The organism is Mycobacterium sp. SMC-15, assembly GCF_045310925.1.
Taxonomy (GTDB): domain Bacteria; phylum Actinomycetota; class Actinomycetes; order Mycobacteriales; family Mycobacteriaceae; genus Mycobacterium.
Genome location: NZ_JBJIAJ010000008.1, coordinates 207,523 through 220,410, shown reverse-complemented (window position 1 = coordinate 220,410; position 12,888 = coordinate 207,523). Strand labels below are relative to the sequence as shown.

Here is a 12,888-nt window from a genome sequence, read left to right as displayed (position 1 = left end):
TCGGACGCTTGAGTCTACCGCCTACCGTCACCGATGAGCGGTTCGTTCAAGACGAGGCGGTGCCGCGCGCGCGAAACTGCCGGGTATGAGCGAGGAAACCTTCACCCCTGCCCTGGGCCGCCTGGCGCCGGCCCGGTTCTTCGACTACGTGGTGGCGCTGACGCGCGAGCGGCTGTGGCGAGGCCTGACCGTCATGCACCTGGCGCCGCGTCCCGGCGACACGATTCTCGACGTGGGTTGCGGCACCGGTTCGTTGGCGCTGCTGGCCGCTCGGGTGGAGCCGCAGGCGAACATCGTGGGCCTGGACCCCGATCCGGAGATCCTGGCGGTGGCGCGGCAAAAGGATGCGGAGTCCGAGTCAGCCGGCCGGGTCCGCTGGCTGACCGGGATGGGCGACGACCTGGTGGCATCGGTGGGCGCGGAATCGATGGACGGCGTGACGTCTTCTCTGGTACTGCACCAATGTCCGATGGACATCAAGCGCGCCATCCTCGCGTCGATGTTCGCGGTGCTGCGGCCGGGCGGGCGGCTGGTGATCGCCGACTTCGGGTTGCAACGGACGCCGCTGATGCGCCTGGCGTTTCGGTTCGTCCAGTTCGCCGACGGCAAGACCGATACCCAACCGAATGCCGATGGTGTTCTCCCGGAGCTGATTTCGGCCGCCGGCTTCACCGAGGTTCGCGAAGCCGACGTGGTGGCCACCATCAACGGAACGATCTCGATCTATACCGCCCGCAAACAGTGATCACACGAGGGCGTTCAGCACCACCGACGGCGTCAGGCCCATCATCTCCCGCATCTGGCGGGTGAAGTGGGCCTGATCGGCAAACCCCGCGGCAATGGCGGCGTCGGCCAACGGCATGCCCGACTGCAGGGCTTCGACGGCGCGACGCAGCCGCGACCAGACCCGCCAGCGGGCCAGCGGCATCCCCAGTTCCCGGCGCGCCAGCGCGCGCAGGCGCTGCGGCGAGAGGCCAATCTCGGCAGCCAGGCTCGGCATCGTGATGTTGCTGTCGGCCAGTAGGGCCAGCGCCGACACCAGGCGCGGATCCAGCTCCTCCGACTGGCCCCGGCAGGCGGCTGCGACATCGGGCTCGCGCAGCTCGCCCAGCTCGGGGGCTGCGGCGATCCCGGCGTCGTAGCGTTGCCGCAACCGATCGGCGAACAGGCAATGCGGCTCGATGAAGTAGGTGATCAGGTCGCGGATGGCCAGGATGCGGTGCGGCGCCATCGGTGACACCACCAGTGCGGCGGCCTGATGGCAGCTGCCGGAGAGATCCACCATCGTCACTTCGCCTCGCCCGGCCACCACGATCTGGAAGGCCCCGTGACGGTGAATCGGGCCGCCGCCGCCCACCGGGCCGCGATACACCGCGTAGCCGTCGCTGATGCTCAGCGACGGCACCGAGGCCGCCCGGCTATTCACTCCCCCAGCGCGGCGTCAGCACCCCGAGCGCGCCCAGCGCGACTGCCGCCGCGGTCGAGGTGCGCAGCACAGCAGGACCGAGCCGGGTGGCGACGGCACCAGCGCCGGTCAGCGCTGTCCGCTCCGCCTCGGTGATCCCGCCCTCGGGGCCCACCACCAGCGCCAATGCCGCGGCGGTGGGCTCCACCGCGTCGGCCAAGGCGACGCCGGCCGCGTCGTGCAGCATCAGCACGGTCGTGCCGGCGGCCACCTGGTCGCGCACCCACGACACCAGCTCGGCGTCGCTGAGCACCCCATCCACCGGCGGAATGTGGGCCCGGCGGGATTGCCCGGCGGCCGCTCGGGCCACCGCCTGCCAGCGCCGCAGTCCCTTATCGGCTCGCGGGCCGTCCCAGCGGGCCACGCACCGGTCGGCCTGCCACGCCATGAAAGCGTCGGCGCCGGCCTCGGTGGCCAGCTCGATCGCCAGCTCGGAACGCTCGGATTTGGGCAGCGCCTGCACCACGGTCACCGGTGGGGCCGGCGGCGCGAACTGGGAACGCTCCAGCACCCGGGCCCGCAGCCCACCGCGGTCGACCTCTTCGACCTGGCATTGCGCCACCAGCCCGGCGCCGTCACCGAGGGTCAGCTGCTCACCGGGCCGGATCCGGCGCACCGTCGCGGCATGGAACCCGGCGTCGCCACCGAGCACGGCCAGCGCACCCACCTCGGGCAGCGCGTCGACATAGAACAGGCCTGCCACCGCGGGCTCAGCGGCCGGTGAAGGTTTCGCGCAGTCGGCTGAACAGCCCGCCGCTGTTCTGCGTGTGCGCCGAGCGGACCTCGGCGATCTCGCGGTCGCGGTGCTGCTTGAACTTGCGCAGCAGGTCGGTGTCGTGGCTGTCGAGGCGCTCGGGAACCACCACCTCGATGTGAGCGTGCAGGTCACCGCGCACACCGGTCCGCACCTGCGGCATGCCGTGGCCGCGCAGCACGATGGTGGCCCCCGGTTGGGTGCCGGCCGGGATGGTGATGTCGGTGGCACCGTCGAGGATCGCGTCCACGGTCACGGTGGTGCCCAGCGCCGCGTCGACCATCGGCACCGAGATGTGGCAGTGCAGGTCGTCGGCGTCGCGGGCGAAGATGTCGTGAGGCTGCTCGTGCACCTCGACGTAGAGGTCACCGGCCGGTCCCCCACCCGGGCCGACCTCGCCCTGGGCCGCCAGCCGCACGCGCATGCCGTCGCCGACTCCAGCCGGGATCTTGACGCTGATCTCACGGCGCGAGCGCACCCGGCCGTCGCCACCGCACTGGTGGCACGGGTCCGGAATCACCTCTCCGACGCCGCGGCAGGTGGGGCAGGGCCGCGAGGTCATGACCTGGCCCAGCAGCGAGCGCTGCATGCTCTGCACCTCGCCGCGGCCATGGCAGGTGTCACACGTCATGGGGCGCGAGTCAGCGTGGGTTCCGCGGCCTTGGCAGCGGTCGCACAGCACCGCGGTGTCGACCGTGACGCGCTTGGTCACCCCGGTTGCGCACTCGGTGAGGTCCAGGCGCATGCGCAGCAACGAGTCCGAACCCGGCCGGACCCGTCCGATCGGGCCGCGCGAAGCTGCCCCGCCGCCGAAGAACGCTTCGAACACGTCCCCGAGGCCCCCAAAACCGCCACCGAAACCGCCACCGAAGCCGTTACCGCCGCCGCCGCTCTCCAACGGGTCGCCGCCGAGATCGACGACGCGGCGCTTCTCCGGGTCGGACAGCACCTCGTAGGCGGCGCTGATCTCCTTGAACTTGGCCTGCGCCGCCTCGTCGGGGTTGACGTCGGGGTGGTAGGTGCGCGCCAGCTTGCGATAGGCGCGCTTGAGCTCGGTGTCGGTCGCGTCCTTATCGACGCCCAACAAGCCGTAATAGTCGCGTGCCACGCCTAGCCCTTCCCAACTTCTGCCAGCCGGAGATTAGCGAGCCCCGAGCACTTCACCGATGTACATAGCAACAGCTGCAACACTGGCGATCGTTCCCGGATAGTCCATCCGGGTGGGACCCAGCACCCCCATGCCCCCGTAGACGGTGCCCAGCGACCCGTAAGCGGTGGACACCATCGAGGCGCCGGCCATCTCCTCAGCCTCGGTCTCGTGACCGATGCGCACCGTGACTTTACCGGCTTCCTGCTGCACGGCGAGCAGCCGCAGCACCACAACCTGCTCTTCGAGAACTTCCAGCACCGACCGCAGTGAACTGCCGAAGTCGGCGGCGTTGCGGGTCAGGTTGGCCGTGCCGCCGAGCAGCAGGCGCTCCTCGCGGTGCTCGACCAACGATTCCAGCAGCACGGTCGCCGAGCGACCCACCGCGTTGGCCAGGCCGGGCGACAGCCCGCTGCGCCCGTCGAGGTGCCCGGCGAGTTCGGCGACCGCGGTGGAGGCTGCCGAGATCCGCTTGCCCTCCAGCGCGGCGCCGAGCAGCTCCCGCAGCTGGCTGAGCTGATGCTCGTCGATCGGTTCGCCCAGTTCGACAATGCGCTGATCGACCCGGCCGGAGTCGGTGATGACCACCAGCAGCAGCCGCGCCGGGGTCAGCGCGATCACCTCGAGGTGGCGCACCGTCGACACCGACAGGGTCGGGTACTGCACGACGGCCACCTGGCGGGTCAGCTGCGCCAGGGTGCGCACCGCGCGGCGGAGCACGTCATCGAGATCGACACCGGAATCCAGGAAGGACAGAATCGCCCGGCGCTCCGCGGCCGACAGCGGCTTGACGTCGTCGATCCGGTCGACGAACTCCCGGTAGCCCTTCTCGGTGGGCACCCGCCCGGAACTGGTGTGCGGTTGGGCGATGTACCCCTCGGCCTCCAGCACGGCCATGTCGTTGCGGACGGTGGCCGGCGAAACCCCCAGGTTGTGCCGTTCGACCAGGGCTTTGGAGCCGATCGGCTCCTTGGTGGCAACGAAGTCCGCGACGATGGCACGCAGTACCTCGAGGCGGCGATCATCAGCCACGCCCACGGGTGCTCACCTCCTGCTTCGAACAGCTACGGCCGTCCTCGATTTTACGGTGAACCCGCCAACAGCCGGTGCTCGATGCCGTGCACGATGTCCCGCTCCCTGTCCCGCACCAAACAGGCGACGTCGACGAAGCGGGAGACCAGCGGCGACGGCTCGCCGTCGGTCCAGCCCACCGCGATGGCCGAGCCGGGCCAGTCGTCGATCGGCAGGAACCGGACCCCGCTCAACGGCATGAAGTGCGCGGCCGCCGCACCGGTGATGGCGATGGCCGCTCCGGCGGCCACCACCTGCGCCTCCTCGGTGATCGAATCGGAGCGCACCACGTGCACCTTCGTCGCAGCGGTCCGCGCCGCAGCCAGGCTCCAGAACGCGTGATGGGCCTGGTCGACGCTGGACGACTGGGTGATCGGGTCGTCGAGAAGGTCCCGCACCGACACCGACTTCCGTCTGGCGTGCCGGTGCGAGGTCGACACCATCGCGACGACGGGATCGACTGCCAGGATCTCGGTGCTGATGTTCGGCGTGCTCTGCGGCAGCCGCAGGAATGCCACATCGGTGGCCCGCGACGCCAACCCGGCCGACGGATCGCTGACCTGAAATTCCCGCATCTCGATGGTGACTTCGGGGTGACGTTCCCGGAACTCGGCGAGGATCGGTGCGGTCAGTTCGAGCGCGGCGCCCGGTACGTAGCCCAGCCGCAGCGTGCCCACCACCCCGCGCGCTGCCTGTTGGGCGGCGGCGGCCACACCGTCCAGTGCGGCCAAGACGGTGCGCGCTCCCTCCAGGAAGACCTCGCCGGCGGGCGTGAGCGCCACGTTGCGGGTGGTCCGTTCGAACAGCTTGACGCCGAGTTCGTCTTCGAGTTCTTTGATTTGGCGGCTCAGTGCCTGCTGCGCCAGGAAGACACGCGCTGCCGCCCGACTGAAGTGCAGTTCTTCAGCAGCCACCACGAAGTGGCGCAACTTTCGCGTGTTGATGTCTATGGTGCCCGATCTTAAAGCGTGTCGAACAACTTTGTTGGTTTGGTTTCCACGGCCCACCGACAACGCCGGTACCTGGTGACGACACGGCCCAGCTGCCACGTCAACACGAAGACTTCAAGGTCCAAATCGCCCTGCTACCCCGACTACCCCACCGCAGCCAGTCGTTCGACACTCCTGCAGGCCATTGCAAGCGCGTCGGAGCCGGCGAAGCGGGGCGCCGTAATGACTCCAGCAAGCGTGTCAGTACAGAACAGCCCGTCGAGACCGGTTCGATCGAGCCGCAGCGGTTAAACGAGGCTCGCCGGAGGCGAGGCGAAGCCGGGATCGCCGCATGAACCTGGCCCGTCGAGCGCAGCCACCGAGGTGGCTTTCAAGTCGACTCCTGATCGACCGAGTCTGCGCGCACCGGTGATCAGGGCGTCGACGACGCGGGCCGCCTCGAGGTAGCCCAGACCGTCCGGAGGATGCACGTTGGACACGCAGTTGCGTTCGGCGTCGGTGCGTCCCGGCCGCGGCTGGTGTGTCAGATACAGCCCGAGGCTGCTGGCCACCGACAATCCCGGTCGCTCACCGATCAGCACCACCACGGTCTGCACGCCCATCGCCTGGCCGATATGGTCGCCGAGCCCTACCCGGGCCCCGGTGGCGATCACCGGTGCGGCGATAGTGCGGTGAGCACCCACCACATCGGTCAGCGCGCGCAGTAACGCAACACCGTGTTCGGTCAGCGCCGCCGGGGACAGTCCGTCGCACAGCACGAAGCCCACCTGCGCTGTACTGCATGGGATTTCAGTCAAATCATCGGGCAGGCGACCAAGGTCGGGGCGCCGCAGATACTCCTCGCGACTGCTCGCTCGACTGGTCACCGCCACGGGCTCGCCGAGCCCTACGCCGGCCACCCTCTGGGCCAGCCGCCCGACGTCGAATGGTTGGCGCACCGCATCGCGGGCCAGGGCGTGCGCCGCCCGGAACTCCAGCACGCTGCGGGTCGGCTGGGCGTCGCCGGAACGCCCGAGCCCGATCCGCGCCTGGGTGTGGCGGCGCAGGTCCTGCCAGAGGTCCTGCGACTCAGTCGGTTTAGCGAGGCTCGACGAAGGAGAGGCGCAGCTGGAACCGCCGCAAGAACCCGGCGGTTCAGCGAGGCTCGACGAAGGAGAGCCGAAGCTGGGACCGCCGCAAGAACCCGGCGGCTTCGAATGCAAGGCGCTCATGCCGGTGCCGCCAGCGACCGCAACGGCGAGCGCTCCACCGCACTGGGCAGCACCCGGCCGGACTCATCGGCGATACCGATCCCCTGTAGCCAGGTCTCGAACTCGGGCGCGGGGCGCAGGCCCAACACTCGTCGCGCATAGAGCGCGTCGTGAAAGGACATGCTCTGGTAGCCCAGCATCACGTCGTCGGCTCCGGGGACGGTGATGACGAAGTTGCACCCGGCGACGCCGAGCAGCGTGAGCAGGGTGTCCACGTCGTCCTGATCGGCTTCGGCGTGGTTGGTGTAGCAGACGTCCACCCCCATCGGCAGCCCGAGCAGCTTGCCGCAGAAGTGGTCCTCGAGCCCGGCCCGAGCGATCTGTTTGCCGTCGTAGAGGTATTCGGGTCCGATGAACCCGACCACGGTGTTGACCAGCAGCGGTGAGAATTCGCGGGCCACCGCGTAGGCCCGGGTCTCCAGGGTCTGCTGATCGACCGGCCGGCCACCGCTGCCCAGGTGGGCGTGCGCGCTCAGCGCCGAACCCTGGCCGGTCTCGAAATACATGACGTTGTCCCCGACGGTCCCGCGCTGCAGCGACCGCCCGGCCTCGTTGGCGGTACGCAGCAGATCGAGGCTCACACCGAAGCTGCGGTTGGCGCCCTCGGTGCCGGCGATCGACTGGAACACCAGATCCACCGGGACGCCCCGCTCGATCAGCTCAATGGTCGTGGTCACGTGCGAGAGCACGCAGGACTGCGTCGGGATCTGGTAGCGCAGCCGGATGTCGTCGAGCAGGTAGAGCAGGTCGGCGGTGGCCTGCGGCGAGTCGGTGGCCGGGTTGATGCCGATCACCGCATCGCCGCATCCGTGCAGCAACCCATCGAGCGTGGCCGCGGCGACACCCCGGGGATCGTCGGTCGGATGGTTGGGCTGCAGCCGGGTGGCCAGGCGGCCCGGCAATCCCAGCGTGGTGCGAAACGCGCTGGTGACCCGTACCGATCGCGCCACCGCGATCAGGTCCTGGTTCCGCATAAGTTTGCTGACCGCGGCCACCATTTCGGGAGTCAGCCCGGGCCCGACTCGACGCAGGGTGTCGGCCGCTGTCGGCGTCGCCGCCACCTCCAGCAGCCAGTCCCGCAGACCACCGACGGTCAGATGGGACACCGCCCGGTAGCTCTCGCGGTCGTGGCGATCGATGATCAGCCGGGTGACCTCGTCGGTCTCGTAGGGCAACGCCAGGTCATGCAGGAAAGTGTCCAGCTCGACGTCGGCCAGCGCCCATTGCGCCGCGGCTCGTTCGGCGTCGCTGGCGGCGGCGCAGCCGGCCAGTTCGTCGCCGGACCGGCGCGGGGTGGCCTTGGCCAGGAGGTCAATCAGCCCGTCGAACCGGTAGGTGGTGCCGGCCAGCGTCTGCGTGTACGTGGTCATCGCAGGCCCCTTCCCCTCAGCCGGGATTCCCTGATCGCATCGACGGCGGCACCCAGGTGCGGCAAGGAATTGCCGTTATGCCGATTTGAGTCGGGCGAAGAAAAACAACTCGCGCCCCCCATTTTTCCATACCGGCGACGCGATTCCCTAATTCGGTCATTTCGCCGGCGAACACGGAAAACCTCAACTCGGTGGTACTGTCCCCCGTTTGTGGGAATTGCAGCGGAATCCATCAATGACGATCTGACCCTGGCGCTGAGCCTGGCGGACGTGGCCGACGCCATGACGATGGACCGGTTCGGCGCACTGGACCTGCGGATCGACACAAAGCCGGACCTCACTCCGGTCACCGACGCCGACCGCGCGGTGGAGGTCGCGCTGCGTGACGTCCTGGCACGCGATCGGCCCGACGACGACGTGCTGGGCGAGGAGTTCGGCGGCAGTGCGATCTTCAGCGGCCGCCAGTGGGTCATCGATCCGATCGACGGCACCAAGAACTTCGTGCGCGGGGTGCCGGTGTGGGCCACGTTGATCGCCCTGCTCGACGACGGCGTGCCGCGCGTCGGTGCGATCAGCGCCCCCGCGCTGGGCAGGCGGTGGTGGGCCGGCGATGGCCTGGGCGCATTTGCCGCGGTCGGCGGGGCGGCGCCGAGGCGACTATCGGTCTCCGCGGTGGCAGACCTGGGCTCGGCGAGCCTGTCGTTCGCCGGACTCAAGCAGTGGGCGCACCTCGGACTGCGTCAGCGCTTCCTGGATCTGACCGACACCGTGTGGCGAACGCGCAGTTACGGCGATTTCTGGGCCCATTGCCTGCTCGCCGAGGGCGCGGTCGACATCGTTGTCGAGCCCTCGTTGTCACTGTGGGATATGGCGGCCCTGGACATCCTGGTCCGTGAGGCGGGTGGCACGTTCACCGACCTCAGCGGCACCGCCGGCCCGCACGGCGGCAGCGCGGTGGCTACCAACGCCCTGCTGCACTCAGCGGTGCTGGACAGCCTGGGCGTGGCCTAGCATCGCGCATTCCCCAACCAACACCCGATTAACAACAAAATCATGTCAATGTTGCCGTTTTTGGTGTTGGAATTCTCGCACGCGATTTGAGATTATCGGCCCACGGCCATTGAACAAATATCATGGCAATTCTTGCTACCCATCCGCAGCCGGCATTCGGACACGCAGGAGATCATGAATTCAGGCAATTCACTGCGGGCCCGCGGTGGGACGGTCGGCGTGATACCGACGGGGGCGGGCGGCACGTGATGTGACGCCGCGTCGGCCACCCGTGGTTAGCTCTGCTATTGCGCGTGCGAACAACAAGACGATGATCCCTCGGGGTTTGTGACCCGGGGGTCCTCAAGATGGAGGATCTGCTCTCACCATGTCCGACTTTCCCTACACGGACCGCTTCACCGTCAACCGCACGCTGCCCGAACAGGGCCGGCCGCGTGACGAAGTGCTCGCGGAGTTGCGTGAGATGGCGCAGGCTGAGGACCCCACCTGGGAAACCGGCAAGGTGTCCGGGACCATGTACTGCGGTGACCACGAGCACTACCGCTTTCTCGATGAGGCGTTCGGACTGTTCGCCCATGTGAACGTGCTGCAGCGCGACATATGCCCGTCGGCGACCAAGTTCGAGGGCGAAATCATCGCGATGGCACTGGATCTGATGCACGCCGAGGCCATCACCGACACCGAACCGGTCGGCATGGTCACCACCGGCGGCACCGGCAGCATCATCCACGCACTGCTGGCCTACCGCGAGCACGCCGCCAAGCACCGGGGCATCACCCGGCCGAATTTCATCAAGCCCGAAACCGGTCACCCGGCCTTCGACAAGGGCTGCCATCTGTTCGGCATCGAGATGCGCAGGGCGCCCATCGATCCGCAGACCACCCAGGTGGACGTCGACTGGGTGGCCAACAACATCGACGAGAACACCATCGCGATCATGGGCTCGGCCTGCAACTACGGCTACGGCACCGTCGACCCGATTCCTGAACTGGGGCAGCTCGCCCTGCAGCACGGAGTGGGCCTGCACGTCGATGGCTGTCTGGGCGGGTTCGTCCTGCCCTTCGCCCAGGAGCTGGGCTATGACGTCCCGCTGTTCGATTTCCGGGTTCCCGGGGTCACCAGTATCTCCGCGGACAACCACAAGTACGGCTACTCGTTGAAGGGCGCCTCCACCCTGCTGTTTCGCGACAAGGCCTACCGCAACGCGCAATACTTCTACCTGCCGGAGTGGTCCGGCGGCAAATACCACTCGCCGGGAATCGAGGGCTCCCGCTCGGGTGGGCTGATCGCCGCCGCGTGGGCGTCGATGGTGCAGCTGGGCAGGGAAGGCTACCGGGCCTACGCCAAGGCGATCCTCGAGACGGCATCGGCCATGCAGGATGCCGTGCGCAGCCACCCCGAGCTGATGATCCTGGGCTCACCAACGTTCTGCTTCAGCTTCCGCTCCGACGAATTCGACATCTACCACGTCGCTGACGCGATGAAGCCCAAGGGCTGGCGCTTCAACGGCCAGCAGTACCCCAACTCCATCCACATGGCCGTCACCCGGCCCCAGACCCAGCCCGGCGTGGCGGAGGCATTCGCCGCCGACCTCGACGACGCGGTCGAGTACGCCAAGAAGAAGACCGCTGCGGGCGAGGCGCCGGTCAGCGCTGCGGTCTATGGCGGTGTCCCCGGCGGGATGACCGATGAGGCGGCTCATTTCATCGAAGGGTTCATGGAACACATCCTCGACACCCAGCAGTCGCTGCCGCCCGTATGACCAGTTCGGACCGCGTCGTTCTGGCCGTTGACCTTGGCACTGGCGGCCCTAAAGTCGGTTTCGTGTCGTTGGACGGCGCCGTGCTGTGGTCGGACCTCACTGCCGTCTCGACCGAATACGGCCCGGGCGGTGCCGCCACCCAAGACGCGGGCCTGTGGTGGGAGATCATCCGCGACGCCACCAAACGCGGGCTGGCCGAGAGCGGGATACGCGGTGAGCGGGTAGCCGGGGTGTCGATCACCGGGCAGTGGGCCAGCACCATCCCGGTCGACGCCGAGGGACGTCCGGTGGGTCCGTGCGTGATGTGGATGGACACCCGCGGTGCGCCGTACAGCCGCAAGGTATTCGGCGGTCGGGTAGCCGGCTACCGACCACGGGTCCTGCTCAGCTGGCTCCGTCGCAACGGCGGCATCCCCTCGCCCAGCGGCGACGACCCGGTCGGGCACATGCTGCACCTGCAGCACGGCGACCCTGCGGTCTTCGCGGCCACCCGCTGGCTGCTGGAGCCGGTCGACTACCTCGGCATGCGTTTCACCGGACGAGCGGCGGCATCGCGGGCCTCGATGATGGGCAGCTGGCTCACCAACAACCGCAATCTGGACGTGCTCGACTACGACGATGTGCTGGTGCGCCTAGCCGGTGTCGACCGGGCGAAACTGCCCCCGCTGGTGCCGACCGGCTCCATCATCGGCCCGGTGGCTCCGTCGGTCGCCGCCGAACTCGGCATATCGCCTGCGGCCCAGGTGGTCACCGGCACCCCAGACCTGCACGCTGCTGCAGTGGGTTCCGGTGCGGTGCGCCAAGGTGAGCTGCATCTGACCATTTCCACCACGTCGTGGATCAGCTGTCCGGTGGCGTTCAAGAAGACCGATGCGTTCCACCAGCTGGCCACCGTCGCGGGCCTCGACCCGACGTCCTATCTGCTGGTCAACAACCAGGACACCGCCGGCCGCGCACTGCAATGGTTGCGCGACACCATGTTCGACGATCTGGACTACGACGCGCTGACCGCGCTGGCGGCGGGCGCACCGGCCGGCTCGAACGGGGTGATCTTCACGCCTTGGCTCAAAGGCGAGCACTCCCCCGTTGACGACCGCCGTGCCCGCGGCGGGTTCCACAACCTGTCACTGGCCACCACCCGCGCCGATCTGGTGCGCGCGGTGCTCGAGGGGGTCGCCTACAACAGCCGCTGGCTGCTCGAGTGCGTGAATCGGTTCACCCCCAACGGCGGACCGATCCGGATCGTGGGCGGCGGTGCGCGCTCGGACCTGTGGTGCCAGATCATCGCCGACGTCACCGGCCGTACCTGCGAGCGGGTGGCCGATCCGCTGAATGCGCAGTTGCGGGGCGCGGCGCTGTTCGCTGGGATCGGAATGGGCTACGTGCACCGCGACGAGCTACGCGATCTGATCCCGCTCGACGGCGTATTCGAGCCGGTAGCCGCCAATCACGAGGTGTACGACCGGCTCTTCGCCGAATTCCCCCGGCTCTACAAGGCCCAAAAGGGCATGTTCGGCCGCCTCAACCGCTGACCGACCCGTTCTGCGGGCTAGTGGGCCGCCATGATCTGCATCAGCTGGGTGGCCGAGTCGTGCGAAAGCACCCAACGACCCTGGTCGACGAGCTGCAGCGGGACGGTCTGCGGCGCAGGCATCTTGGGGCCCGAGACGGTGACGTTGGCCAGCCCCTGGCCCTCGCCGGTCTGCACCACATTGATCACGTCGAAGTTGTAGGGCAGTTCTCCGTCGCGGTAGGCCCTGCGCAGCTCGCTGTCGAGGCCGTGCCCCTCGTGCTGCGTGATGCCGTTCTCGACCAGATCGGCCTTCTCCTTGTAGCCGATGCCGGCGTCGCTGAGCCTGGTCAGCATGCCCGACACCTCACCGGTCGTGGGCAGCGGCACGCCGGACGGCGCCGGGGCGGGGGCCGGTACTGGCGGCGCGGGCTCCAGCGGGATGGGCGCACCGGCCACGGAGTCCTGCGGTGCGGCCGGCTCAGCGGAAGCCACACCTCCGCCGAACAACCCGGACACCCCGATCACAGCCAGCGCCGAAGCGCCGATCAGTAGAAGTCTTCCAGTCACGGTTCCCCCTCCGAATGACGGTTTCCGG

General features: G+C 68.5%; 12 protein-coding genes. 4 read left to right on the top strand and 8 right to left on the bottom strand.

Annotation, left to right across the window (positions count from 1 at the left end):
- The first annotated feature begins 85 nt into the window (after positions 1-85).
- Positions 86-745, top strand: coding sequence for a class I SAM-dependent methyltransferase (locus ACJH71_RS13970; RefSeq protein WP_406758599.1), 660 nt, complete (start codon positions 86-88; stop codon positions 743-745).
- Here ACJH71_RS13970 and ACJH71_RS13965 read toward each other — a convergent pair whose 3' ends face one another.
- The 7 genes from ACJH71_RS13965 to ACJH71_RS13935 form a co-directional block, all read right to left on the bottom strand.
- Positions 746-1,426 carry a helix-turn-helix domain-containing protein gene (locus ACJH71_RS13965; RefSeq protein WP_406758598.1) on the bottom strand — a complete coding sequence of 227 codons (681 nt, stop codon included), beginning with the start codon at positions 1,424-1,426 and terminating at the stop codon, positions 746-748.
- Complete coding sequence (locus tag ACJH71_RS13960) at positions 1,419-2,168, bottom strand: 16S rRNA (uracil(1498)-N(3))-methyltransferase (protein WP_406758597.1); 750 nt, start codon at positions 2,166-2,168, stop codon at positions 1,419-1,421. Before ACJH71_RS13960 ends, ACJH71_RS13965 begins: the two co-directional genes overlap by 8 nt.
- A gap of 7 nt (positions 2,169-2,175) precedes the next feature.
- Positions 2,176-3,327: a molecular chaperone DnaJ gene (dnaJ, locus tag ACJH71_RS13955; protein WP_406758596.1), complete on the bottom strand. Its 1,152-nt coding sequence runs from the start codon at positions 3,325-3,327 to the stop codon at positions 2,176-2,178.
- Between the two features lie 33 nt (positions 3,328-3,360).
- Entirely contained in the window at positions 3,361-4,404 is a 1,044-nt protein-coding gene (hrcA, locus tag ACJH71_RS13950; protein ID WP_406758595.1) for a heat-inducible transcriptional repressor HrcA, read from the bottom strand.
- A gap of 44 nt (positions 4,405-4,448) precedes the next feature.
- A complete protein-coding gene (locus ACJH71_RS13945) occupies positions 4,449-5,444 on the bottom strand; it encodes a LysR substrate-binding domain-containing protein (protein ID WP_406758643.1) in 996 nt (331 codons plus the stop codon).
- 230 nt (positions 5,445-5,674) lie between these two features.
- The gene (eutC, locus tag ACJH71_RS13940; protein ID WP_406758594.1) at positions 5,675-6,598 is read right to left on the bottom strand and encodes an ethanolamine ammonia-lyase subunit EutC; all 924 of its coding nucleotides are present in this window, start codon (positions 6,596-6,598) and stop codon (positions 5,675-5,677) included.
- Positions 6,595-8,007, bottom strand: a complete 1,413-nt coding sequence (locus ACJH71_RS13935; RefSeq protein WP_406758593.1) for an ethanolamine ammonia-lyase subunit EutB — start codon at positions 8,005-8,007, stop codon at positions 6,595-6,597. The genes eutC and ACJH71_RS13935 overlap by 4 nt, the downstream gene beginning before the upstream one ends.
- Before the next feature lie 216 nt (positions 8,008-8,223).
- On the opposite strand from ACJH71_RS13935, the gene hisN reads away from it, so the two are divergent.
- From hisN to ACJH71_RS13920, 3 genes are all read left to right on the top strand, one after another.
- The gene (gene hisN / locus ACJH71_RS13930) at positions 8,224-9,018 is read left to right on the top strand and encodes a histidinol-phosphatase (protein ID WP_406758642.1); all 795 of its coding nucleotides are present in this window, start codon (positions 8,224-8,226) and stop codon (positions 9,016-9,018) included.
- 367 nt (positions 9,019-9,385) lie between these two features.
- Positions 9,386-10,780 (top strand): pyridoxal phosphate-dependent decarboxylase family protein, encoded by a 1,395-nt coding sequence (locus tag ACJH71_RS13925; RefSeq protein ID WP_406758592.1) that lies wholly within the window; start codon positions 9,386-9,388, stop codon positions 10,778-10,780.
- Entirely contained in the window at positions 10,777-12,312 is a 1,536-nt protein-coding gene (locus ACJH71_RS13920) for an FGGY-family carbohydrate kinase (RefSeq protein WP_406758591.1), read from the top strand. Before ACJH71_RS13925 ends, ACJH71_RS13920 begins: the two co-directional genes overlap by 4 nt.
- 17 nt (positions 12,313-12,329) lie before the next feature.
- Here the strand turns inward: ACJH71_RS13920 and ACJH71_RS13915 are convergent, their stop codons facing one another.
- On the bottom strand, positions 12,330-12,860 hold the full coding sequence (locus tag ACJH71_RS13915) for a hypothetical protein (RefSeq protein WP_406758590.1): 531 nt from the start codon (positions 12,858-12,860) through the stop codon (positions 12,330-12,332).
- Between the last annotated feature and the right edge of the window lie 28 nt (positions 12,861-12,888).